Raw genomic sequence first — 21,674 nt, 5'->3', positions numbered from 1 at the left:
GATAAAGTCGGATTCAAGGGAGCGATTTTAGCATCGCGTCGTGCGCCTTCATGTGGGGTGACGCACGGCACAAAGCGCCGCGGCGAGGCGCAAAAGAACGATCGCCGCGCCTTCAGAGATCGTCGAACTGGGCGAATGAAATCCGCTGCGCGCCCGGCTCGTCGCCGCCACTCGCTCCCGAGTCCGCACCACCGGCGCTCGTCGAGCAAGGGTCGTCGTCGAACGCGATATCGCCGAGCGGATCGGCGGTGCCCGTCGCCCGCAATCCCGAAAACGGAAAAAGGTTCGCATCCATCAGATGCGAAGGAACGACATTCGCCAGCGCGTTGAACATATTGTCGACGCGCCCCGGAAAACGCTTCTCCCATTCGCGGATCAGCGCCTTCATCTCGGCACGCTTCAAGTTCGGCTGAGAGCCGCAGAGGTTGCAAGGAATGATCGGGAAATCGCGCAGTTCGGCATATTTCTCGAGATCGGCTTCCTTCACATAAGCAAGCGGCCTGATGACGATGTTCTTGCCATCGTCCGACTGCAGCTTGGGCGGCATGCCCTTCAACTTGCCGCCATAGAACAGGTTCAGCAAGACGGTCTGCAAGATGTCGTCGCGATGGTGCCCGAGCGCGATCTTCGTCGCCCCCAGCTCGCCGGCCACGCGATAGAGAATGCCGCGCCGCAGCCGCGAGCAGAGCGAGCACGTCGTCTTGCCCTCGGGCACGAGGCGCTTGACGATACTGTAGGTGTCCTGGTTTTCGATGTGGAACGGCACGTTGCGGCTCGACAAATACTCCGGCAGCACATGCTCGGGAAATCCAGGCTGCTTCTGGTCGAGGTTGACCGCGACGATCTCGAAGTCGATCGGCGCGCGGTCTCGCAGACGCAGCAAGATATCGAGCAGCGCGTAGCTATCTTTGCCGCCCGACATGCAGACCATCACCTTGTCGCCCTGCTCGATCATGTTGTAGTCGCCGATCGCCTGGCCGACCTGCCGCGCAAGCCGCTTGAAGAGCTTGTTGTTCTCGTAGGCTTCCTTCTGCTCGCGGCGCGTGATCGGGCGGCTCGTGCCGCGCGCGTCGCCGCTGACCTCGGCGGCCCCGTGCTCGCCACGCGCGGCGCGTTCTTCCGTCGTCTCTCGTGAGATGGATACCGTCTCGGGCGCGTTCATGCCTGGTCCTCTTTGAAGCGAAAGATCTCGACGCCCACGGCGTCGCAATCCGGGTAGACGTCGGGCTTTTCCGTCGATATGCAAACCGCCCGCACTTGAGGATGCTCGAGCATGGCCTCGGCGACGTCGTCGCAAAGCGTCTCCTGCAGGTGGATGTGTCCCTTGCCGACGCGGTGCGCGATCGTCGCGCGCATGAAATCGTAGTCGACGACCTCGTGCAACTTGTCTTCGACGGGCGTCGTCTCCTTCAACGGCACGAACAGCTCCACGTTGATGACGACGCGCTGCTCGCCGCGCTTCTCGAACTCGTGCACGCCGATGTTGATGTAAACCTCGTAGTTGCGCAGAAACAGCCTGCGGCAATCGGCGAGCCGGGGGTCCAAAAGAGCGGCAACCATGTTCGTTCCATCCAAAATGTTCGCGCCTCGCTAGAGCGACGGCGCAAAGCGGCTCGTGCGCGACTTACTGCGCCAGAAACATCACATCGCGCGGCAGCGGCACGAGGTGCTGACCGCCATCCACCAGCAACGTCGCCCCGGTCATGCCGCGGGCATCGGCCAGATAGCGCGCCGCGGCAACGATATCCTCGAGCTTCGTCGCGCGGCCGAGCGGCGTCACGCGGTGCGCGGCGGCGAAGCTCTCGGGCGTCTGGTCCCCCGATTGCAGCGTCAGCCCGGGCGCCAACCCGACGACGCGCACTTTCGGTGCCAAGGCCTGCGCAAGCGCCACGGTCGCGGTCTGCAGCGCCGCTTTCGTCAGCGTGTACGACAGATAGTCCGGGTTCAGGTTATAGAGCTTCTGATCGAGCACGTTGATCACGACCGAGCGCAACGTCTCGTCCTCGCGCGCCGCCTCGGGCGTTGCGTCATACAACTTGCGCGCGAGCACGAGCGGCGCGCCGACGTTGACGGCCATCAGCCGCAGCAGCATGTCGTAGCCGACATTTTGCGCGGTATCTTCCTCGAAAATCGAGGCGTTGTTGACGACGCAAACGGGCCGCCCGAGCGCCGCCGTGCATGCCGGCACGAGCTCGGCGACGGCCGCCTCGACGGCAAAATCGGCATGGAGCGCGCAGGCACGGCGGCCGAACGCCCGAATCTCGGCGACGGTCGCTTCGGCCTCGGCGCGCGCGCCACCGTAATGAACGGCCACGTCCCAGCCCGCCGCCGCGAACCCGAGCGAGAGCGCACGGCCGATGCGCCGGGCGCCACCGGTCACGAGGACGACGCGGCTCGTCGCAGCGGCCTGTGGGGATGCGGCGTCAGTGCCGGTACCGGATTCGGGAAACGCGCTCATTTACAATGGCCACATGATTCAGAATGCTCACGAACCCGATAGTTTACCTGTTCCCGACGCGGACGCGCTCGCGGCCTCGGCGGCGCTTGCCGGCCTGATTCGCGAAGAGATTGCCGCCGCGGGCGGCTGGCTCCCCTTCGACCGCTACATGGAACGCGTGCTGTACGCTCCGCGCCTCGGCTACTACAGCGGCGGCGCGCGCAAGTTCGGCCGGGGCAGCGGCGACGGCAGCGACTTCATCACCGCGCCGGAGCTTTCGGCGCTTTTTGCGGCCACGCTCGCCCGGCCGCTCGCGCAAGCGCTCGAAGCAAGCGGCACGCGCCATCTGATGGAGTTCGGCGCCGGCACGGGAAGGCTCGCGGCAGGGGTTCTCGATGCCCTTGGCGCGCTCGGCGCGGAATTCGACAGCTACTCGATCGTCGAGCTTTCGGGCGAATTGCGCGAACGGCAGCGCGAAACGATATCGAAGCTCGCGGGGCCGCTGGCCTCGCGCGTGCGCTGGCTCGATGCGCTGCCGGACCGGTTCGAAGGCGTCGTGCTCGGCAATGAAGTGCTCGATGCGATGCCGGTCAAGCTTTTCGCTCGCGCGGGGGGAATCTGGCACGAACGCGGCGTGGCGAAGAGCGGCGATGGCGGCTTCGCCTTTGAAGATCGGCGGGCAGGCGAGGCAGGTCTCGATTTGTCCGAGCTCGACGCGGCGCTGCTGGCCGAAATCGATGCGGAAACGGACGTCGGGACTGACTATGTGACCGAAACGCACGCCGCCGCTACCGGCTTCACGCGAACGGTGTGCGGGATGCTGACACGCGGCGCGGCGTTCTTCGTCGATTACGGCTTCCCGCGCCGCGAGTACTACCACGTCCAGCGCACGGAAGGCACGCTGATGTGCCACTACCGGCATCGCGCCCACGGCGATCCCTTCGTCTATCCGGGCCTTCAGGACATCACGGCGCACGTGGAGTTCACGGGCATCGCCGAGGCCGGCGTGGAAACAGGGGCGGATCTGCTCGGATACACGTCGCAAGCGCGGTTTCTGATGAATGCCGGGATCACCGAAGCGCTAGGCGAGCTCGATCCGGCCGATCCGGCACGCTTTCTCCCGGCCGCCAACGCCGTCCAGAAGCTGCTGTCGGAAGCGGAGATGGGGGAGCTCTTCAAGGTCATCGCCTTCTCGCGCGGTGTCGACGGTACGCTCGACGCGTTCGCGCGCGGCGATCGATCGCACACGCTCTAACGGAGCGCCGCCTCCACCGCCTCCACGCGAGCGCGGTGCACCGCCTCCTTGATCTTCGAAGGCTTGTCGGCGTACTGCTGCGCAACGGCTCCCGCATCGACGCCGCGCGCGGCCACGAGGGCTACCCTTAGCCGCTCCGCCTGCGGATATTCGCGCGTCTCGAAGCCGAGCCGTCCGCGCGCATCGGCCTCGCATGCCTGCAGCGCCTCGGCGAACCGCGCGGGCTTGCGCAGTGCGTCGGAACGCTCGAAGAGCCGCACGAGCGCAGCCGCGCCCATCTCGATCACGCGATGAATGTTGCCGTGCTCACGGGCGACGAGCACCGCGAGATCCCGGCATTCGTTCGGCACGCGCAAACGCTCGCAAAGCCCCTTCAACAGATCGACGCTGCGCATTTCGTGGCCGATATGGCGAGGCAATACGTCCTCGGGCGTCGTCGCCTTGCCCAGATCGTGCGTGAGCGCCGCGAAACGCACGGGCAAGGCATAGCCGCGCGCGGCCGCATAGTCGACTACCATCATCACGTGCACGCCCGTATCGACTTCGGGGTGGTAGTCGGCGCGCTGCGGCACCCCGTACAACGCGTCGACTTCGGGCAGCACGCGGTTCAGCGCGCCGCACTCGCGCAACGTCTCGAACATGCGCGACGGCTTTTTTTCCATCAGCCCGCGCGAGATCTCCTGCCACACGCGCTCGGGCACGAGCGCATCGACCTCGCCGGCCGAGACCATCGTCTTCATCAAAGCGAGCGTTTCGGCTGCGACGTGAAAGTCATGAAAGCGTGCCGCGAAACGCGCAAGCCGCAGGATGCGCACGGGATCCTCGACGAACGCGCGCCCCACATGACGAAACTGCTTCGCGGCGAGATCGGCCTGCCCGCCGAAGGGGTCGATCACGGGCCCCGTCAGCTCGCCGTCGGGCCGCAGCTCACGCGCCATCGCGTTGATCGTCAGATCGCGGCGCTCCAAGTCCTGCTCGAGCGTCACATCGGGCGCGTAGTAGAACTGGAAGCCGTGATAGCCGGCCGCCGTCTTGCGCTCGGTGCGTGCGAGCGCATATTCCTCGTTCGTCTGCGGGTGCAGGAAAACGGGGAAATCCTTGCCGACGGGGCGAAACCCTTGCGCGATCATCTGCTCGGGTGTCGCCCCGACGACGACGTAGTCGCGGTCCACCACGGGCACGCCGAGCAATTCATCGCGGATGGCGCCGCCGACTGCATAGATCTTCATCGAGCTTCAGGAAACGATGCTGTCGTATTTGTCGATGCGGTGCGTTTCGCTTCGCGCCGCCTCGATCCACTCGTTCACGGCCGGCAACGCCGTGACGCGGCCGGCGTAGGCACGCGCGGCCTCGGAAAGCTTCGGCGCGTACGAATTGAAGCGCATGACGACGGGCGCATACATCGCGTCGGCAATACCGAACGCGGCCCCGAAGAGGAACGGGCCGCCATGGCGCGCCAGACACTCGGACCAGATCGCGTCGATCCGCGCGACATCGGCGAGCGCCGCCGGCGTACCGCCGATACCGGGCCCCTTCGCGCGGATGTTCATCGGCATCGCCGAACGCAGCTCGCCGAAACCGCCATGCATCTCGCTCGCGATCGAGCGCGCGTGCGCACGCATCGCCGCATCTTCGGGCCAAAGCGCGCGGTCCGGATAGCGCTCGGCGAGCGTCTCGAAGATGGCGAGCGACTCCCAGATCGATTGGCCGTCATCGGTCACGAGGCACGGCACCTTCCCCGAGGGCGAGTATTCGCGGATGCGCGCCGCCGAGTCGGGTCGATCGAGCTCGACGAGCACTTCCTCGAAAGGAATGCCGGCGTGCCGCATGAGCACCCAAGGCCGCATCGACCACGACGAATAGTTCTTGTCAGCGATTATCAGTTTCATCGATCACCTTGAAGACGGACGTAGAAACAGGTTCAGGAAGTGTTGCCGAATGGGATACTACCGGCCCGCCGTCGTGCGAAAAGTACTGAAGCGCGAGCCGAACGACGCATTGCCGAGATAGGCGGGCGCGATCGCCTCCATGCTCGCCGGCTCGACGCCGAGCTCGGGCGCAAGCGGCCCGTGCATGACCGAATCGATCTTCATCGAATCGAGATTATCGCGCGTGATGAGCGGTGCGCCCGGTAGCAGCTCGAACGTCATCGCCTGCATATAGGCAAACGTCTCGGGCAGCCTCACGACGCGCGCGTGCCGCCCCGTCGCCTCGCCGCAAAAACGCACGATCGCCTCGAGCGAATAAACGGAAGGACCGCCGAGCTCATAGGTCCGGCCCGTGGCTGCGTCGAGATCGAGCGTATTGACGATGGCCCTCGCCACATCGCCGACGAACACGGGTTGAAATTTCGCGTCGGGCTTCGCGAGCGGTATCACGGGGAAAAACCGCTGCAGCAGCGCGAATGTATTGAGAAAGCGATCCTCGGGCCCGAAGACGACCGACGGCCGAAAGATCGTCGAAGCAATCCGCATCGCGCCGCGCACGGCCTTCTCGCCATCGCCCTTCGAGCGCAGATACATGCTCGGCCCTTGAGGGTCCGCGCCGAGCGCGCTCAAGTGGATGAGCCGATGCACGCTCTTGCCCTCGCAAGCCGCGACGATTTTCGTCGGCAACTCGACATGGAGCCTCGCGAACTCGGGGCCGTACGGATCGCATCGTCCGCCTTGCAAGGTGCCGACGAGGTTGACGACGGCATCCGTGCCCTCCACGAACCGGGCAAGATCGACGGGATCGAACACGTCGATCTCGATGACGTCGAGCGGCAGCAGCGTCAGGTGCCGCGCGTTGTCGCGGCGGCGTGTCGCGATGCGCACCCGCTTGCCGGCCGCGACGAGCGCGTTGGCGAGATGACTGCCGATGAAGCCGGAGCCGCCGATCAAAGCAATCGATTCATGTCGCATCTTCGCCTCCTGACGCAGCGCCGCCAAGCCGTCGCGCCCGAATGCGCCATGCATCGCCGATCACCCCGGGCGCGGGGCCCGGAGCGAGCGCATCAAAGCATCACTGCTCGGGCAGAATGACGCCGAGCCGCGCTTTCAGCGATTGAGGACGGCCTTCGAACAGCGCCGCATAATAGACGGTGTTGGACATTACGTTCTTGACGTAGTCGCGCGTTTCGTTGAACGGAATCGTCTCCGCGAAAATGGCACCGTCGACGGGACGCGTCAACGCTGCCCGCCACTGGCGCGGACGGCCCGGCCCGGCGTTATAGCCGGCCGTGGCAAGCACGGGCTGGCCGTCGAACTGATTGTAGATCATCGACAAATAACTCGTGCCGAGCAGGATGTTCGTGTTGATGTCGCTCAGCTGCTCAGCCGTGACGGGCCCGAGCCCGATCTTCTTGGCGACCATGCGCGCCGTGGCCGGCATCAGCTGCATCAAGCCGCCCGCGCCGACACCGGAGCGCGCATCGATGATGAAGCGCGACTCCTGACGGATGAGACCGTAGGCCCATTCGACGTCGAGCCCGTTCGTCTGCGCGTCGCGCTCGACGATATCTCGGAACGGCGACAGATAGCGCAACGAGAAATCATGCTCGGCCTGCGTGCGATCGGCCGTGTTGACGGTGCGATCGTAGAGCTCGATACGGCGCGCGTATTCGGCGACGGCGAGCAGTTGCCTATCCGTCATGCCGCGCAGCGGCCAGTTCCATTCGCGATTGCCTTCGAGCCGCAAATTGAGCGCATAAAAGCGCCGCGCGAGTTCGAAGCCCGGCGTCTTGCTCGCGGCGTCGACTTCCGCGTCGGTCACGACTGTCTTCGGCGGCAGCGTGATCTTGCGGCCCAGCTCTTCGGCCGCCAGTTGACCGTAGAAGTCGAAGCGCGAGGCGATGCGCTCGAACTCCGCGTTGGCCGTCGCGGTGTCGCCGGCCTGCTTCAGCGCGCGCGCGTGCCAATAGATCCAGGCCGGCCGGGCACGCAGTGCCTCGGGCATCTGCTCGATCGACCAGCGCACCATCGTCCAATCGCCGGCCGAAAGCGCGCTGCGCGTGCGCCACTCATAAGCCGGATACGAGAGCGGCGCGTTGGCCGACAGGCGGTACCAGTCGACGGCGCCCGGCACCTGATGCACGGCGGCCTGATAGCCGATCGTGCCCCAGCCGATCGCGCGCTCGGCGAGCGACAGCGACGGCGCGATCGTCGCGAACGCGGCCGCGGCGGTGGCGGCGTCGTTATGCGCCATCTCCGTGATCGCGAGCAACGCGAGCTGGTGCGAAGCGGCATCGATCCCCACCCCGCGCGCGAGCACGAGGGGCGGCGCGCTCGTCGCCTGATCGATCAGCGTCGGATCGGGCCGCGCCGTGCCGAGCGCGTCGAAGAGCCGGCTGCCCGTCGTGGTCGCGCCTTGCTCGTAAGAAAGGCGAATCTGCTGCCAGACGTCGTCGGACGTGAATTGCCCATTGATGGCCAGCGCCGTGATGAGATCGACGCAGCCGTCGCCATACCAGCGCGGCTCGACGAGCAATGCGCGCGCCACATCGGCCACGCTTTCACCGCGCGCCGCGCGCGATTCGAGCGCGTAGCATTTCACCTGCGTGTCGTCGTTGAGGACGAAACGCGCGTATTGCGCATCGAAGTTCTTCCAGTCGTGACGCCCCCCGAGCACGACGAGGTAGTCGTTGCGTAGACGATCGGCGATGGCCTCGCCGTCGTGACGCTGCAGGAACGAAAGCACGGGCGCATCGGGCGCGTCGAGCCGTGCATGGCCGGAGCTGTCGAAGAGCTGCGGCTTGATCTGGAAATATTCGACGTACGACGGTGCCGGATAGTCGGGGATCATGCTCGCGAGCTGCGCCGCGCGCGCCGCATCGTTGTTGCGCGCCGCTTCGCGAAGCTGCACGAACATCTGATCGTCTGTCAGGGCCGAGGGAGAAGTGCTGTGACGCCCGGCGGACGCGGTGGCGCACGCAACGAGTGCCGCCGCGGCCAGAGCGGAGCAAGCCGCGCGATATACTCGAAAAAGGCGATTCGACATCTTGGATCGTGGAGCAAAAATTGAGCGAAAGCATAGCACGCAACCCTGCCGAAAAATCGAAAGCCGAATGGCGAAAAGCCTTGCGCGAAGCGCGGCTCGCGGCGGCCGCCGAGAACGGCGCCGAGATCGCGTTGAAGGCCGCGATGCTCGATGTGCTGGCTCGCTACGAGCCGCGTACGGTCGGCTTCTATTGGCCGCTCGCCGGCGAATTCGATGCGCGCGGCACGCTCGCCGAATGGCTCGCGGGCGATGTCCGCAGGCAGGCCGCGTTGCCCGTCATCGCCGTGAGAGGGCAGGCGCTCGCGTTTCACGCATGGACGCCCACGACGCCGATGCGCGTCGGCGAACACCGGATTGCCGAGCCGCAGGATACGCCCGCCGTGCTGCCCGATCTGCTCTTCGTGCCTTGCGTCGGCTTCGATGAAGAGTGCTACCGCCTTGGCTACGGCGGCGGCTACTACGATCGCACGCTGGCCGCGTGGCCCGGCACCGCAAAACCGGTGACGGCCGGCGTCGCGTTCGAAGCATGCCGCGTAACGGCGCTGCCGCGCGAGCCGCACGACGTGCCGCTCGACGCGGTCGTCACCGAACGGCGCGTGCGGATTCGATCCGCACGCTGAACTTTACGCCCGTCGGAAGCAACGGGACGCTCGCGGACTCAGGAACCGGCCGCGATGCCGTCGCGCCGGCTATCGCTCGCCGCGACGTAGCCGTGATCGGGGTTCGCGCCGTCGAGACGCCAGATGAACTGTCCCGAGCCGAAATCCATGTAGGGATCGTCGACCGACTTCAGTCGATGCCCGCGCGCCTGAAGTCCCGCGACGGTTTCGCGACTCATCGCCGTTTCGACATCGAGCGAGAAATCGCGATTGACCTTCCAGCGCGGCGCGTCGCAGGCCGCCTGCGGCTGCTGGCGATAGTCGAGCATGCGCACGACCGTCTGCAGATGGCCCTGCGGCTGCATATCGCCGCCCATCACGCCGAAGCTCATCACGCCTTCGCGCCGACCGTTCACGCGCCGCGTGAGAAAGGCGGGGATGATCGTGTGAAACGGGCGCTTGCCGCCCGCGACGACGTTCGGCGAGCCCGGGTCCATCGAAAACCCGCTGCCGCGGTTCTGCAGCGAGATGCCGTAGTCCGGCACGACGAGCCCGGAGCCGAACCCCATGTAGTTCGACTGGATGAAGCTCACCATCATGCCCTTCTCGTCGGCGGCCGAGAGATAGATCGTGCCGCCCGCGCGCGGCATGCCGAAATCGAACTGCGTCGCCCGGTCCGGATCGATGAGCTTCGCGCGCGCCGTGAGATAGGCGTCGTCGAGCATTTGCCCCGGCGTCACTTCCATCGAACGCGGATCGGCCACATAGCGATAAACGTCGGCGAACGCGAGCTTCATCGCTTCGATTTGCAGGTGCTGCGACGCGACGCTGTCGAGCGGCAAGTCGCCGACGCCGAACTTCTCGAGAATGCCGAGTGCGATCAGCGCGGCGATGCCCTGACCGTTCGGCGGGATCTCGTGCACCGTGTACCCGCGGTAATCCTTCTCGATCGGCTCGACCCATTCGGCCTTGAACGCGCGCAGGTCCTCCTTCGTCATGGCGCCGCCGCACTGCGCGACAAAGGCCGCGATACGCTCGGCAAGCTCGCCTTCGTAGTAGGCGCGCGGGCCCTGCTTCGCCAGGATCCTCAGCGCGTGCGCATGGCCGGGAAACCGGACGAACTCGCCCGTCGTCGGCGCGCGGCCATGCGGCATGAACGTCGCGGCATAGCCGGGCAAGTCTTTCAGCTCGGGGACGGCGGCCGCCCACTTGTGCGCGACGACAGGGGCGACGGCGTGCCCGCGTTCGGCGATCTCGATCGCGCTCGCCATCAGATCGGCGAACGGCAGGCTGCCGAAGCGCGCGTGCAGCGCCTCCCAACCGGCGACGACGCCCGGCACCGTGATCGAGTCAGGGCCGCGCTTCGGCTGGCGCGCGATGCCGCGCTCCTCGCCGTATTTCTTCCTGAAGTAGTCGACGCTCCACGCGGCGGGCGCGACGCCGGACGCGTTGAGGCCGTGCAGCTTCTCGCCGTCCCAGACGAGCGCGAAGGCATCGCTGCCGAGGCCGTTCGAGACCGGCTCGACGATGGTCATGACGGCCGCCGCGGCGATGGTCGCGTCGACCGCGTTGCCGCCTTGCCAGATCGCGCGCAGCCCGGCCTGCGCGGCCAGCGGATGCGAGGTGGCGACGACGTTGCGCGCGAAGACGGGCATGCGGACGGTCGGATAGGGGTTCTGCCAGTTGAATGTCGACATGGGAGTGAAAGGCAAAGGGGAGGGAAGCGAATCAGTCAACGATTGCCCAAGCATAAGGCAATGCGCCGATTCGCCGCTGCAAAGCCGACGCCAAGCCGACGCCGCGCGCTTCCCCGATAATGTCGATCGTGCCGGCAAAAGGCGATGCCGCGTGCAGCGTCTTGAATGCCGATGCCCCCTATCGCCGAGACTGCGACCATGACCGCGCCCCGTATCTTCCCTTTCGGTGAAGCCGCGCTCGTCTGCGAAGCGCCGCCGCCGGCGACACTGGCCTGGCAAGAGCGTGTCTGGGCCGTCGCCGAAGCCGCGCGGCAGTGGCCGAACGTGGTCGAGGTCGTGCCCGGCATGAACAATCTGACCGTCGTTTTCGATCCGTTCGCCGCCGACGCGTCGACGCTCGCTTCGATGCTCGCGGAGGCGTGGGAGCGCCCCGCGCAGCCCCGGCCGCCCGCGCGCGAAATCGAGATTCCCGTGCGATACGGCGGCGAGTTCGGCCCCGATCTCGCCGATGTGGCCGCCCACACCGGCCTCGACGCCGAGGAGGTGGTCAAGCGGCACACTCAAGGCGAATACGTCGTTTTCTTTCTCGGCTTTCAGCCGGGATTCGCCTATCTCGGCGGCCTCGACGCGTCGCTCCACACGCCGCGTCGCGCGGCGCCGCGCATCGAAGTGCCGGCCGGGTCCGTCGGCATCGGGGGCGCGCAGACGGGCATCTATCCGGCTTTGTCCCCGGGCGGCTGGCAGTTGATCGGGCGCACCGAGGTCGCACTTTTCGACCCGGCCCGCACGCCGCCGACGCTGCTGCAGCCGGGTGACCGCGTACGGTTCACGTTAGCGGGGTTCGCGCGATGATCGAAGTGCTGCGCGCCGGCGCGATCGCGTCGGTGCAGGATCTCGGCCGGCACGGCTTCCGCCACCTCGGCATCGCGGCGGCCGGCGCGCTCGACACGCTGGCGCTCGAAGTGGGCAACCGGCTCGTCGGCAACATGCCGTCGGCGGCTGCGATCGAGGTCACGGTGGGCCCGACGGCGCTGCGCTTCACGGAAGCGACGCGCATTGCCGTGACGGGCGCGGAGTTCGGCGCAACGCTCGACGACGCGCCCGTTCCCGCCTGGTGGAGCGTGCCCGTGCGCGCGGGGCAGGCGCTCATTTTGCACGGAGCAAGGCGAGGCATGCGCGGCTACGTTTGCGTCCGCGGCGGCATTGACGTGCTCCCGATGCTCGGCTCGCGCAGCACGGACCTTGGCGCGCAGTTCGGCGGCATCGGCGGACGCTCGCTGCGAGAAGGCGACCAGCTCGCCGTCGGCGCGACGGTCGCGAGGGTCGGCGCGGCAGTGCCCATCGACGCACCGCCCGTCGGCGTCAAAGCGCCTGAATGGTGCCGCTTCGCGCAGGTCGTGCACGAGCGCGCGCGGCGCGGCAAGCATGCGGCCGGCGCCGAGCCCGGCGTTCCGATCCGCGTGCTGCGCGGTCCGGAATACGATAGCTTCGCGAACTCGGCGCACGAAGCGCTATGGTCCGAGGAATGGCGCGTGACGCCGCAAAGCAACCGTATGGGGTACAGGCTGTCGGGCCCGCAACTCGTGCGCGAGTCGCCCGGCGAGTTGGCCTCGCACGCGGTGCTGCCGGGCACGATCCAGGTGCCGCCGAACGGCCAGCCGATCGTGCTGATGAGCGATGCGCAAACGACGGGCGGCTACCCGCGTATCGGCGCCGTGATTCGCGCTGATCTGTGGCGGCTCGCTCAAGTCAGATTGAACGGCACGATTCGATTCGTGCCTAGTACGACTGAGGAGGCGCGTTTCGCACTCGGCGAGGAAAATGCCTATTTGCGGCAAATCGATGCCGCGATGGCCATGTATGAAGAGCGGCTGCAACGATCGGCGCGCGCCGCTTGAGCGCAGCTCATAGAGGAAGTCATGGAAATCGATCTGAATGCCGATCTCGGCGAAGGCGGCGGTTCCGACGAGGCGCTGCTCGATCTCGTCAGCTCGGCGAACATTGCCTGCGGCTGGCACGCCGGCGGCGCGAACGCGATGCGCGACTGCGTTCGGCTCGCCCTCGCGAAAGGGGTCGCGATCGGTGCGCACCCGAGCTTTCACGATCCCGAGAATTTCGGCCGCAGGAAAATGGATCTGCCCGCCGACGACATCTACGCGGGCATCCTCTACCAGCTCGGCGCGCTCTCCGCGATCGCCCAGGCGCAGGGCGGGCGCGTCGCGCACGTCAAGCCGCACGGCGCGCTTTACAACCAGGCGGCGAGCGATCCCGACATCGCCGAAGCCATCATTTCGGCCGTGCACGACTTCGACCCGTCGCTCGCGGTGTTCGGCCTGGCCAACAGCCGTTTCATCGATACGGCCCGCGAGGCGGGGCTCATCGCGATCGAAGAAGGCTTCGCCGACCGCGGCTATCGTGACGACGGCTCGCTCGTGCCGCGCAGCGAGCGCGGCGCGTTGATCGAAGGCGAAGAGGAAATGCTCGAGCACGTGCTTTCGATGGTGCGGGAAAAGCGCGTGCGCTCGGTGGATGGCCGCTGGGTGCCGCTCAATGTCCGTACGCTTTGCCTGCATGGCGATGGCGCGCACGCCCTCGAATTCGCAAGGCGGCTGCGGGCGACGCTCGAAGCGAACGGCATCGGCGTGCATGCGGTGTCAGGGGGGCGCGGCTGAGCGGCCGGTTTCCGATACACCCTCGACGGTCTGCAATCGCCGGCCGCCGGCCGCCTCGACTCACGCGAGGCCATCCGGGACTCACCGCCGTCAGCGCCCCCTCAATTCGGTTCGACGACATACCCCCGCTGCCGGAGCAGCGCAAGCACACCCTTCGGGCCGCCCAGATGCAGCGAGCCGATCGCGACGAAAACGGGCTTGTTCGGCGCGGCGATTGCCAGCATGCGCGTCACGAAACGCCGATTGCGGTCGTAGACGATCCGATTGTCGAGCGCGCGCGCCAGGGCTCGAGAACTCGCGAAGCGCTCCGTCTTCGCCGTCGACCAGGCGGCAATCGCATCGGCGTCGCCAATGCGCCAGAGGCGATGCAGTTCCTTCACGTCCGCCACCGTTTCGTCAGGCGTCTCCGCGAGGTCCTGCGCGAGCATCTCGCGCTGCTCGGCATGCGTGAGGTTCGTGAACGAGCGCATCTGCTCGGCAAGCGTCTCCAGCCCCACGATCTTGCCGTGCGAGCGCAGATAGACGTTCTGCAATTGCGCCTCGGTCCCGTACTCGGTCTGCAACCCCGCCGACAGCGAGCCATAGGTCTCGACGAGCAGCGCGGCGAGCCACGGCCGCGTCTTCTTGATTCCGTCCAGCGCGGCCGGATTGTCGCGCAGCCGCGTGGCGAGCTTGTTCCACAACGAGGCCGGCAACAGCCGCGGCAGGCATGCATACGAGCAGACGCCATACTTGGCGACATCGTCCTGCGATTCGATCAAGTCGTCGGGCGAAAGCTCGAGCGCAAGCGTGGGCGATGCGGCCAGCGCGGCGAGAATCGGGCGCCGGAACGGCTGGCCGACAGGGTAGTCGGCAGGATCGCCAACATGGAGCGTGCCGAGCAGATAGATCGTGACGGGCCCCTTCGTCGCCACATAGAACGGCATATGCGCCGGCTCGGCGCGCACGGGGCCGCTCACGGTCGTCGGCGAGCCCGGTGGTCCATGGAAGCCGGGAATCGGCGTATAGGGATCGGCAGGCGCGGCCGTACGGGCCGGCGCGGGTGACGCGGGAGCGGGCTGAGCGACAGCCCGCACCGCGCCCAGCAGGTTTGCCGCGGCATGAGCCGCCTCCATCGGGCCGTCGCGAGAAAGTCCGGCGGCGGCGAGCAACAAGAGCGTCAGCGCGAGCGCACGCGCCGGCCGCGCGCAGACCGTGATCCGGCCATACGGCGAACGGCGCGCGTCGGGCGCCGCCCCTGCTTCAGGCATCCGCGTCCCCCACCTCCTCGGCGCGATGGCACGACACGAGGCGCCCGTCGACTTCGCGCAGCGCGGGCTCTTCGATCCGGCAACGCTCGATCGCATATGGACAGCGCTGGTGGAACGTGCAGCCCGACGGCGGATCGAGCGGCGACGGCAATTCGCCTTCGAGCTTGATCCGAATGCGCCGGTCCGACTCGAAGATGGCCGGCGTCGCCGACATCAGCGAGCGCGTGTACGGATGGCGTGGATTCGCGAAGATCGTCCGCTTGGTGCCGAGCTCCGCTACGCCCCCGAAGTACATGACCATCACGTCGTTCGCAATATGCTCGACGACGGACAGGTTATGGGAAATGAACACGTAGCTCGTCTTGAATTGATCCTGCAGATCCATGAACAGGTTGAGGATCTGCGCCTGGATCGAGACGTCGAGCGCGGAAACAGGCTCGTCGGCCACGACGATGCGCGGATCGAGGATCATCGCCCGGGCGATCGCGATGCGCTGACGCTGCCCGCCCGAAAACATATGCGGGTAGCGCTTCGCATGCTCGGGCCGCAGCCCCACGGTGCGCATCATTTGCGCGATCCGCTCGGCGCGCTCCGCCGCGCTCATCGGCGCGTTGATCAGAAGCGGCTCGCCGAGCGTTTGCTCGACCGTCTTGCGTGGATTGAGCGAAGCGAACGGGTTTTGAAAGACCATCTGCACGCGGCGCCGCAGCGCAGCAATCTGCGCCTTGTCGGCGCCGGCGACGTCGTGGCCTTCGATCGCAAGCGCGCCCGACGTCGGCGATTCGATCATCGTGAGTTGTCTCGCCAGCGTCGATTTGCCGCAACCCGACTCGCCGACGACCGCGAGCGTCCGCCCGCGCGCCAGCGAGAACGAGACGCCGTTCAGCGCCTTCACCGTGCCGTGGCCGAAGAGCCCCCGACGTACCGGGTAATGTTTCGCGAGGCGCTTGGCGACGAGCACCTCGCCATCGTGCGAAGGCGCGCGCGGTGCATCGTGTACTGCGTTCATCGTGCGCCTCCCTGCGTTTGCGTGGTCGTCCCTTGCGGCATCATGCCAGACTGTAGGCCATCGAGATTGAGCGGCTTGATGCAGCGCGCGCGCATGCCTTCGTTGCGCGGATCGAGCGGCGCCAAGGCCGGCCGCCCCTTCCAGCAACCGTCGACGACGTACTTGCAGCGAGGGGCGAACAGGCACCCGCTCGGCCGGTCTTCGCGGCCGGGAACCATGCCCGGCAACGCGGCAAGGCGCTTTGCGCCGAGATTGTGCTCGGGAATCGCGGCAAGCAGGGCCTCGGTGTAAGGATGATGGGGGCTCGCGAAGATGTCGGGGACGCGGTTCGTCTCGATGACCTCGCCCGCGTACATGACGGCCACACGCTGAGCGACCTGTGAGACGACGGCGAGATCGTGTGAAATCAGCACGAGCGCCATGCCGCGTTCCTTCTGCAGTTGCACGAGCAGGTCCATGATCTGAGCCTGGATCGTCACGTCGAGCGCCGTCGTCGGCTCGTCGGCGATCAGCAGCTTCGGATTGCACGCCACGGCCATCGCGATCATCACGCGCTGGTTCATGCCTCCCGACATCTGATGAGGAAACGCCGAAATGCGGTTCTTCGCGTCGGGGATGCCGACCTGATCGAGCAGCTCCAGCGCGCGTTTGTCCAGCGCGGCTCCGCGCAGCCCTTCGTGCAGCTTCAGCACTTCCTTGATCTGATAGCCGACCGTGTAGCTCGGATTGAGACTCGTCAGCGCGTCCTGGAACACCATGGCGATGTCCTTGCCGACGATCTTGCGCCGCTCGCGCGGCGCCGCATGCAAAAGATCGACGCCGTCGAAGCGGACTTCGTCGGCCGTCACGACGCCCGGTGCGTCGATGAGCCCCATCACGGCCATCATCGTCACACTCTTGCCCGAGCCCGATTCGCCGACGACGCCGACGACCTCGCCCGGCGCGATCGTCAGGTCGACGCCGTCGACGGCCGGTGCGCCGCCGAAGTTGACGGCCAAATTGCGGATGGTGAGAAGGTCGTTCATCGTCTTTACCCTATCCGCTTGAGTTTAGGATCGAGCGCGTCGCGCAAGCCGTCGCCGAGCAGGTTGATGGCCAACACCGAGATCACGATGGCGAGTCCCGGAAACGTGACGATCCACCAGGCGTTGTCGATGTAATCGCGCGCCGAGGCGAGCATCGCGCCCCATTCGGCCGTCGGCGGCTGCACGCCGAGCCCGAGAAATCCGAGCGCGGCCGCATCGAGAATGGCCGACGAAAAGCCGAGCGTCGCCTGCACGATCAGCGGGGCGGCGCAGTTGGGCAGCACCTGCGAGAACATGAGCCTCGGCGTGCTGGCGCCGGCCACGCGCGAGGCCGTCACGTACTCCTTGTGCAATTCGCCCTGGGCCGAGGCGCGCGTGAGCCGCACGTACCCGGGCAGCGCGACGATCGCAATCGCGAGCATCGTATTGAGCAGGCCCGGGCCGATGATCGCGACGACGGCGACCGCGAGCAACAGGGAAGGCAACGCGAGCAGCACGTCCATCAGACGCATGATCGGCGTATCGGCCCACTTCTCGAAGAATGCGGCGACGAGCCCGAGCACGATGCCGGGAATCAGCGCGAGGACGACTGACACGCAGCCGATCCAGAACGACATGCGCGCGCCGTAGATGAGACGCGAAAGCATGTCGCGGCCCGCCTCGTCGGTGCCGAGCACGAAGCGCCAATTGCCGCCGCTCTCCCAGACGGGCGGAATCTTGACGAAGTCGCGGTATTGCTCGATGGGGCTGTGCGGCGCGACGACGGGCGCCGCGATCGCCACGACGATGAGCGCGAGGACGATGATGCCGGCCGCGACGGCACCGCGATTGCGGGAGAACTGCGTCCAGAACTCGCGAAGGGCCAGCGCGCGGCCGCTCGCCGGCGTAATGGCCTCGGGGATTGCGTTTTGTATGTCTGCCATGTCAGCCTCTTAGCGTGTATGGCGAATGCGCGGATTGAGCACACCGTAGAGCAGATCGACGATGAGATTGACGACGATCACGAGCGTGGCAATCAGCAAGATGCCGCCTTGCACGACGGGATAGTCACGCCGGCTGATCGCGTCTATGAGCCACTTGCCGATGCCAGGCCACGAAAACAACGTCTCGGTCAACACGGCGCCCGCGAGCAGCGTGCCGACTTGCAGACCAATGACGGTCACGACCGGAATCAACGCATTACGCAGCGCATGCACGACGATCACGCGCACGGGGGAAAGCCCTTTCGCCCGCGCGGTGCGGATGTAATCCTCGCGCAGCACCTCGAGCATCGACGAGCGCGTCATACGCGCGACGACGGCAAGCGGTATGGTGCCGAGCACGATCGACGGAAGAATCAGGTGGCTCACGGCCGACCTGAACGAGCCTTCGTCGGGCACGAGCAACGAGTCGATCAATAGGAAGCCCGTCACCCGCGGGATGTCGTACTCGACGGCGATGCGCCCCGACACGGGCGTCCATCCGAGCGTGACCGAAAAGAACATGATGAGAATCAGCCCCCACCAGAAGATCGGCATCGAGTAGCCGGTGAGCGCGGCGCCCATCACGCCATGGTCGAGCAGCTTGCCGCGCCTGAGCGCCGCGAAAACGCCGGCCGGCAGGCCGACGACGAGCGCGAACAGCATCGCGCAAACCGACAGCTCGACGGTGGCGGGAAAGCGGGCGAGGAACTCGCCCATGACGCTCGTGTCGGTGATGAACGAATTGCCGAGGTTGCCGTGCAGCGCCCGCCAGACATAGTGCAGGTACTGCATGGGCAGCGGCTCGTCGAGGCCGAGCCGGTGCAGCGCGGCCGCGTGCAGGGCGGGGTCGACGCCGCGCTCGCCCATCATCACTTCGATGGGATCGCCCGGAATCAGGTGGATCAGCGCAAACGCGAGAATGGTGATGCCGATGAACGTCGGCACCACCATCCCGATCCGGCGCAAAGCGAATCGGAACATGGTTCGTCCCTATATCGTCGAGAAAGAAAACGCGATCGGCGACGAGGAGCATGCCGCCCCTGTCGCCGGATCCGTGTCGCGGTCGTGCATCACCGCCCGTTCAAAGGTAACGCCGATCGCCTACTTCATGCTGACGCCATCGAAGCGCGAGTAGCCGAGCGGATCGATCTTCATGTCGACGACGTTCTTCGTCGCCGGTTGATAGACGGTCGAGTGCGCGATCGGTGAGAACGGCAGTTGATCCGCGAAAATCCGCTGTGCCTCTTCGTAGTATTTCGTGCGCTGCGCTTTATCGTTCGTGGTGCGGCCCTTTTGGATCAGGTCGTCGAAAGGCTTGTAGCACCACTTCGAGAAGTTGTTGCCGTTGATCGCCTCGCATCCGAGCAGCGTGCCGAGCCAGTTGTCGGGATCGCCGTTGTCTCCGGTCCAGCCGATCAGCATGGTGTCGTCCTCTCCGGTATGCGCACGCTTGATGTACTCGCCCCATTCGTACGTGACGATCTTCGCGTTGACGCCGATCTTCTTCCAGTCGGCCTGGATCATCTCGGCCATCAGTCGAGCGTTCGGATTGTAGGGACGCTGCACCGGCATCGCCCAGAGCGTGATATCGAATCCGTTCGCATGGCCAGCCTTCGCGAGCAGCTTCTTGGCCTCGTCGGGATCGTACTTCTGGGCTTTCAGGTCTTTGACGTACGACCACTGCGTCGGCGGCATCGGGTTCGTCGCGAGTTGGCCCGCGCCCTGATAGACCGACTCGATGATGGCCTGCTTGTTGATCGCCATGTCGAGCGCCCGACGCACGTCGACATTGTCGAGCGGCTTGTGCTGCACGTTATAGGCGAGATAGCCGAGATTGAAGCCGGCTTGCGACGCCATGTCGATGTTCGAGTCGCTCTTGAGCGTGGCGATATCGGCGGGCTTCGGATAGCTCATCACCTGACACTCGCCGCGCTTGATTTTCTGCGCGCGCACGCTCGCATCGGTCGTAATCGAGAAGATCAGCTTCGAGAGCTTGACCTCGCCGGGCTTCCAGTAGTCGGGGTTGCCGTCGTAGCGGATCGTCGCATCCTTCGTATAGCTGCGGAAGATGAACGGGCCCGTGCCGACGGGCTTCTGATTGATGTCGGCCGCCTTGCCTTCCTTCAACAGTTGATCGGCATACTCCGCCGACTGAATCGACGCATACTCCATCGCCATGTTCTGGATGAACGGGGCGCTGACCTCGCTCAACTCGAAACGAACGGTGTAAGGATCGACCTTCTCGACGTGCTTGATCAGCTTGTCGAGACCCATGTCGGTGAAATACGGGAACGTCGCGGGATACGCCTTACGGAATGGCTGGTTCGGATCGAGCATGCGCTCGAACGTGAAGACGACGTCGTCCGCGTTGAACTCTCTCGTCGGCTTGAAAAAGGCCGTCGTCTGAAATTTGACGCCATGGCGCAAATGGAACGTATAGGTTTTGCCATCCGCGGAGACATCCCATTTCTCGGCGAGCCCGGGTTCCACATTGGTGCTGCCGCGCGCGAATTCGACGAGCCTGTTATAGACGGTAAACGTATTGGCCGTGAAGTCGGTGCCCGTCGTGTATTGTGCGGGATCGAAGCCCGCCGGGCTGCCCTCGGAACAATAAACGAGGGTCTTGTTCGGAATCGTCGCGGCCTGCGAGATCGTCGCGGCGCCGAGCGATACCGCCACGGCTGCGGCCGCGCAGGCGGTGGCCCGCGCGAATCGCAAACGTTTGTTTTGGTTCATATATCCTCCAGTCGTATGCCGGCTCCGCCGGCGTAGGCGGATATTACTGAGCTTTAATTACCCGAACAAGCGGTCGAAAATACCAATGCCGCACAGGTCGAACCGGCGAACTGTCAGGACGGAAAAAGAAAAAAGCGCGAGGCGATGCGGCCCTCGCGCCAATTCCTCGATAAGAACACTCCTACTGGAGCAGTGTGGTTCGCTTACGCGCCGTGCCCGTATCCGAGCCGCTCGCAAATCGCCTTCGTGGCGGCCGCTCCGTTGAGCGTGTAGAAGTGCAGCCCCGGAGCGCCTTCTTTCACGAGCCGCTCGCAAAGCTGCGTGACGACATCGAGCCCGAACGCGCGGATCGCCTCGCGATCGTCGCCGAAGCTTTCGAGCCGGCGCGCAATCCAGCGCGGCACTTCGGCGCCGCAGTTCTCCGAGAAACGCATGAGTTGCGTGTAGTTCGTGATCGGCATGATGCCAGGCACAATCGGCACCTCGACGCCGAGCTTGCGCGAATCGTCGACGAAACGGAAGTACGCGTCCGCGTTGAAGAAGTATTGCGTGATCGCCGAATTGGCGCCCGCCTTGACCTTGCGCGCGAAGTTCTCGAGATCATGCCGCGGCGAGCGCGCCTGGGGATGGTACTCGGGGTAGCCGGCCACTTCGATCCAAAACCAATCGCCGTGCTCAGCGCGAATGAAAGAAACGAGATCCGACGCGTGGCGGCACTCGCCCAGCTCGACCATGCCCGACGGCAGATCGCCGCGCAGCGCCACGATATGCCGAATGCCATTCGCGCGGTAGCGCTCGAGGATCGCGCGCAGATCGTTCTTCGACGAGCCGATGCAAGACAGATGCGGGGCGGCCTCGAGGCCGTCCTTCACCATTTCGAGGACGGTGTCGAGCGTGCCCTCTTGCGTCGAGCCGCCCGCGCCGAACGTGACGGAGACGAACTTCGGCTTCAGTCGCGCGAGTTGCCCGCGCGTGGCGCGCAGCTTCTCGACGCCTTCGGACGTCTTCGGCGGAAAGAATTCGAAAGAGATTTCGATGGGGTTCATGTTGCCTGC

Annotated in this window: 20 protein-coding genes; 5 read left to right on the top strand and 15 right to left on the bottom strand. The window is 65.8% G+C overall.

Translation table 11 applies throughout. The features are described 5' to 3' along the window. Positions 1–112: 112 nt before the first annotated feature. The 3 genes from ttcA to AB4Y31_RS10170 all read right to left on the bottom strand — a co-directional run bounded on the left by ttcA (position 113) and on the right by AB4Y31_RS10170 (position 2,458). Positions 113–1,162 (bottom strand): tRNA 2-thiocytidine(32) synthetase TtcA, encoded by a 1,050-nt coding sequence (ttcA, locus tag AB4Y31_RS10180; RefSeq protein WP_368673817.1) that lies wholly within the window; start codon positions 1,160–1,162, stop codon positions 113–115. Then, complete coding sequence (locus tag AB4Y31_RS10175) at positions 1,159–1,560, bottom strand: dihydroneopterin aldolase (protein WP_368673816.1); 402 nt, start codon at positions 1,558–1,560, stop codon at positions 1,159–1,161. Before AB4Y31_RS10175 ends, ttcA begins: the two co-directional genes overlap by 4 nt. 64 nt (positions 1,561–1,624) lie before the next feature. Next, the gene (locus tag AB4Y31_RS10170) at positions 1,625–2,458 is read right to left on the bottom strand and encodes an SDR family oxidoreductase (protein WP_368673815.1); all 834 of its coding nucleotides are present in this window, start codon (positions 2,456–2,458) and stop codon (positions 1,625–1,627) included. A gap of 13 nt (positions 2,459–2,471) precedes the next feature. Between AB4Y31_RS10170 and AB4Y31_RS10165 the strand changes: the two genes are divergently transcribed. Next, complete coding sequence (locus AB4Y31_RS10165) at positions 2,472–3,692, top strand: class I SAM-dependent methyltransferase (RefSeq protein WP_368673814.1); 1,221 nt, start codon at positions 2,472–2,474, stop codon at positions 3,690–3,692. Here AB4Y31_RS10165 and AB4Y31_RS10160 read toward each other — a convergent pair. From AB4Y31_RS10160 to AB4Y31_RS10145, 4 genes are all read right to left on the bottom strand, one after another. Next, entirely contained in the window at positions 3,689–4,921 is a 1,233-nt protein-coding gene (locus tag AB4Y31_RS10160; protein WP_368673813.1) for a multifunctional CCA addition/repair protein, read from the bottom strand. The genes AB4Y31_RS10165 and AB4Y31_RS10160 overlap by 4 nt on opposite strands. A gap of 6 nt (positions 4,922–4,927) precedes the next feature. Further along, complete coding sequence (locus tag AB4Y31_RS10155) at positions 4,928–5,581, bottom strand: glutathione S-transferase family protein (RefSeq protein ID WP_368673812.1); 654 nt, start codon at positions 5,579–5,581, stop codon at positions 4,928–4,930. A 57-nt stretch (positions 5,582–5,638) separates the two neighbouring features. Beyond that, positions 5,639–6,595 (bottom strand): complex I NDUFA9 subunit family protein, encoded by a 957-nt coding sequence (locus AB4Y31_RS10150; protein WP_368673811.1) that lies wholly within the window; start codon positions 6,593–6,595, stop codon positions 5,639–5,641. Positions 6,596–6,695: 100 nt separating this feature from the next. After that, positions 6,696–8,669, bottom strand: coding sequence for a transglycosylase SLT domain-containing protein (locus AB4Y31_RS10145; RefSeq protein WP_368673810.1), 1,974 nt, complete (start codon positions 8,667–8,669; stop codon positions 6,696–6,698). Positions 8,670–8,689: 20 nt separating this feature from the next. On the opposite strand from AB4Y31_RS10145, the gene AB4Y31_RS10140 reads away from it, so the two are divergent. Then, positions 8,690–9,289, top strand: a complete 600-nt coding sequence (locus tag AB4Y31_RS10140) for a 5-formyltetrahydrofolate cyclo-ligase (protein WP_368673809.1) — start codon at positions 8,690–8,692, stop codon at positions 9,287–9,289. A gap of 38 nt (positions 9,290–9,327) precedes the next feature. Here the strand turns inward: AB4Y31_RS10140 and AB4Y31_RS10135 are convergent, their stop codons facing one another. After that, on the bottom strand, positions 9,328–10,965 hold the full coding sequence (locus AB4Y31_RS10135) for a gamma-glutamyltransferase family protein (protein WP_368673808.1): 1,638 nt from the start codon (positions 10,963–10,965) through the stop codon (positions 9,328–9,330). Positions 10,966–11,163: 198 nt separating this feature from the next. Here AB4Y31_RS10135 and pxpB point away from each other — a divergent pair, with 198 nt between their 5' ends. Genes pxpB through pxpA form a run of 3 tightly spaced genes read left to right on the top strand, consistent with a single transcriptional unit; the run spans position 11,164 to position 13,637 of the window. After that, positions 11,164–11,817, top strand: a complete 654-nt coding sequence (pxpB, locus tag AB4Y31_RS10130; RefSeq protein ID WP_368673807.1) for a 5-oxoprolinase subunit PxpB — start codon at positions 11,164–11,166, stop codon at positions 11,815–11,817. Then, positions 11,814–12,863: a biotin-dependent carboxyltransferase family protein gene (locus tag AB4Y31_RS10125; RefSeq protein WP_368673806.1), complete on the top strand. Its 1,050-nt coding sequence runs from the start codon at positions 11,814–11,816 to the stop codon at positions 12,861–12,863. Before pxpB ends, AB4Y31_RS10125 begins: the two co-directional genes overlap by 4 nt. A gap of 21 nt (positions 12,864–12,884) precedes the next feature. Then, positions 12,885–13,637: a 5-oxoprolinase subunit PxpA gene (gene pxpA / locus AB4Y31_RS10120; RefSeq protein WP_368673805.1), complete on the top strand. Its 753-nt coding sequence runs from the start codon at positions 12,885–12,887 to the stop codon at positions 13,635–13,637. A gap of 101 nt (positions 13,638–13,738) precedes the next feature. Here pxpA and AB4Y31_RS10115 read toward each other — a convergent pair whose 3' ends face one another. The 7 genes from AB4Y31_RS10115 to metF all read right to left on the bottom strand — a co-directional run bounded on the left by AB4Y31_RS10115 (position 13,739) and on the right by metF (position 21,665). Beyond that, positions 13,739–14,887, bottom strand: coding sequence for a TraB/GumN family protein (locus tag AB4Y31_RS10115; protein WP_368673804.1), 1,149 nt, complete (start codon positions 14,885–14,887; stop codon positions 13,739–13,741). Further along, positions 14,880–15,896, bottom strand: coding sequence for a peptide ABC transporter ATP-binding protein (locus AB4Y31_RS10110; protein WP_368673803.1), 1,017 nt, complete (start codon positions 15,894–15,896; stop codon positions 14,880–14,882). Before AB4Y31_RS10110 ends, AB4Y31_RS10115 begins: the two co-directional genes overlap by 8 nt. Next, positions 15,893–16,921, bottom strand: a complete 1,029-nt coding sequence (locus AB4Y31_RS10105) for an ABC transporter ATP-binding protein (RefSeq protein ID WP_368673802.1) — start codon at positions 16,919–16,921, stop codon at positions 15,893–15,895. The genes AB4Y31_RS10110 and AB4Y31_RS10105 overlap by 4 nt, the downstream gene beginning before the upstream one ends. Positions 16,922–16,926: 5 nt before the next feature. Continuing rightward, entirely contained in the window at positions 16,927–17,844 is a 918-nt protein-coding gene (locus tag AB4Y31_RS10100) for an ABC transporter permease subunit (protein ID WP_368673801.1), read from the bottom strand. A 9-nt stretch (positions 17,845–17,853) separates the two neighbouring features. Next, complete coding sequence (locus tag AB4Y31_RS10095; RefSeq protein WP_020566240.1) at positions 17,854–18,864, bottom strand: ABC transporter permease subunit; 1,011 nt, start codon at positions 18,862–18,864, stop codon at positions 17,854–17,856. A 120-nt stretch (positions 18,865–18,984) separates the two neighbouring features. Further along, entirely contained in the window at positions 18,985–20,619 is a 1,635-nt protein-coding gene (locus AB4Y31_RS10090; RefSeq protein WP_368673800.1) for an ABC transporter substrate-binding protein, read from the bottom strand. Between the two features lie 203 nt (positions 20,620–20,822). Beyond that, positions 20,823–21,665, bottom strand: a complete 843-nt coding sequence (gene metF, locus AB4Y31_RS10085) for a methylenetetrahydrofolate reductase [NAD(P)H] (protein WP_368673799.1) — start codon at positions 21,663–21,665, stop codon at positions 20,823–20,825. Between the last annotated feature and the right edge of the window lie 9 nt (positions 21,666–21,674).

This window comes from Trinickia sp. EG282A (assembly GCF_040965455.1).
GTDB classification, from domain to species: domain Bacteria; phylum Pseudomonadota; class Gammaproteobacteria; order Burkholderiales; family Burkholderiaceae; genus Trinickia; species Trinickia symbiotica.
This window is presented reverse-complemented; position numbering and strand designations above follow the sequence as displayed.

Excerpts from the sequence above, each read along its gene's own strand:
- ttcA (WP_368673817.1), bottom strand. The coding sequence starts at position 1,162 with ATGAACGCGCCCGAGACGGTATCCATCTCACGAGAGACGACGGAAGAA.
- AB4Y31_RS10175 (WP_368673816.1), bottom strand. The coding sequence starts at position 1,560 with ATGGTTGCCGCTCTTTTGGACCCCCGGCTCGCCGATTGCCGCAGGCTG.
- AB4Y31_RS10170 (WP_368673815.1), bottom strand. The coding sequence starts at position 2,458 with ATGAGCGCGTTTCCCGAATCCGGTACCGGCACTGACGCCGCATCCCCA.
- AB4Y31_RS10165 (WP_368673814.1), top strand. The coding sequence starts at position 2,472 with ATGATTCAGAATGCTCACGAACCCGATAGTTTACCTGTTCCCGACGCG.
- AB4Y31_RS10160 (WP_368673813.1), bottom strand. The coding sequence starts at position 4,921 with ATGAAGATCTATGCAGTCGGCGGCGCCATCCGCGATGAATTGCTCGGC.
- AB4Y31_RS10155 (WP_368673812.1), bottom strand. The coding sequence starts at position 5,581 with ATGAAACTGATAATCGCTGACAAGAACTATTCGTCGTGGTCGATGCGG.
- AB4Y31_RS10150 (WP_368673811.1), bottom strand. The coding sequence starts at position 6,595 with ATGCGACATGAATCGATTGCTTTGATCGGCGGCTCCGGCTTCATCGGC.
- AB4Y31_RS10145 (WP_368673810.1), bottom strand. The coding sequence starts at position 8,669 with ATGTCGAATCGCCTTTTTCGAGTATATCGCGCGGCTTGCTCCGCTCTG.
- AB4Y31_RS10135 (WP_368673808.1), bottom strand. The coding sequence starts at position 10,965 with ATGTCGACATTCAACTGGCAGAACCCCTATCCGACCGTCCGCATGCCC.
- pxpB (WP_368673807.1), top strand. The coding sequence starts at position 11,164 with ATGACCGCGCCCCGTATCTTCCCTTTCGGTGAAGCCGCGCTCGTCTGC.
- AB4Y31_RS10125 (WP_368673806.1), top strand. The coding sequence starts at position 11,814 with ATGATCGAAGTGCTGCGCGCCGGCGCGATCGCGTCGGTGCAGGATCTC.
- pxpA (WP_368673805.1), top strand. The coding sequence starts at position 12,885 with ATGGAAATCGATCTGAATGCCGATCTCGGCGAAGGCGGCGGTTCCGAC.
- AB4Y31_RS10115 (WP_368673804.1), bottom strand. The coding sequence starts at position 14,887 with ATGCCTGAAGCAGGGGCGGCGCCCGACGCGCGCCGTTCGCCGTATGGC.
- AB4Y31_RS10110 (WP_368673803.1), bottom strand. The coding sequence starts at position 15,896 with ATGAACGCAGTACACGATGCACCGCGCGCGCCTTCGCACGATGGCGAG.
- AB4Y31_RS10105 (WP_368673802.1), bottom strand. The coding sequence starts at position 16,921 with ATGAACGACCTTCTCACCATCCGCAATTTGGCCGTCAACTTCGGCGGC.
- AB4Y31_RS10100 (WP_368673801.1), bottom strand. The coding sequence starts at position 17,844 with ATGGCAGACATACAAAACGCAATCCCCGAGGCCATTACGCCGGCGAGC.
- AB4Y31_RS10095 (WP_020566240.1), bottom strand. The coding sequence starts at position 18,864 with ATGTTCCGATTCGCTTTGCGCCGGATCGGGATGGTGGTGCCGACGTTC.
- AB4Y31_RS10090 (WP_368673800.1), bottom strand. The coding sequence starts at position 20,619 with ATGAACCAAAACAAACGTTTGCGATTCGCGCGGGCCACCGCCTGCGCG.
- metF (WP_368673799.1), bottom strand. The coding sequence starts at position 21,665 with ATGAACCCCATCGAAATCTCTTTCGAATTCTTTCCGCCGAAGACGTCC.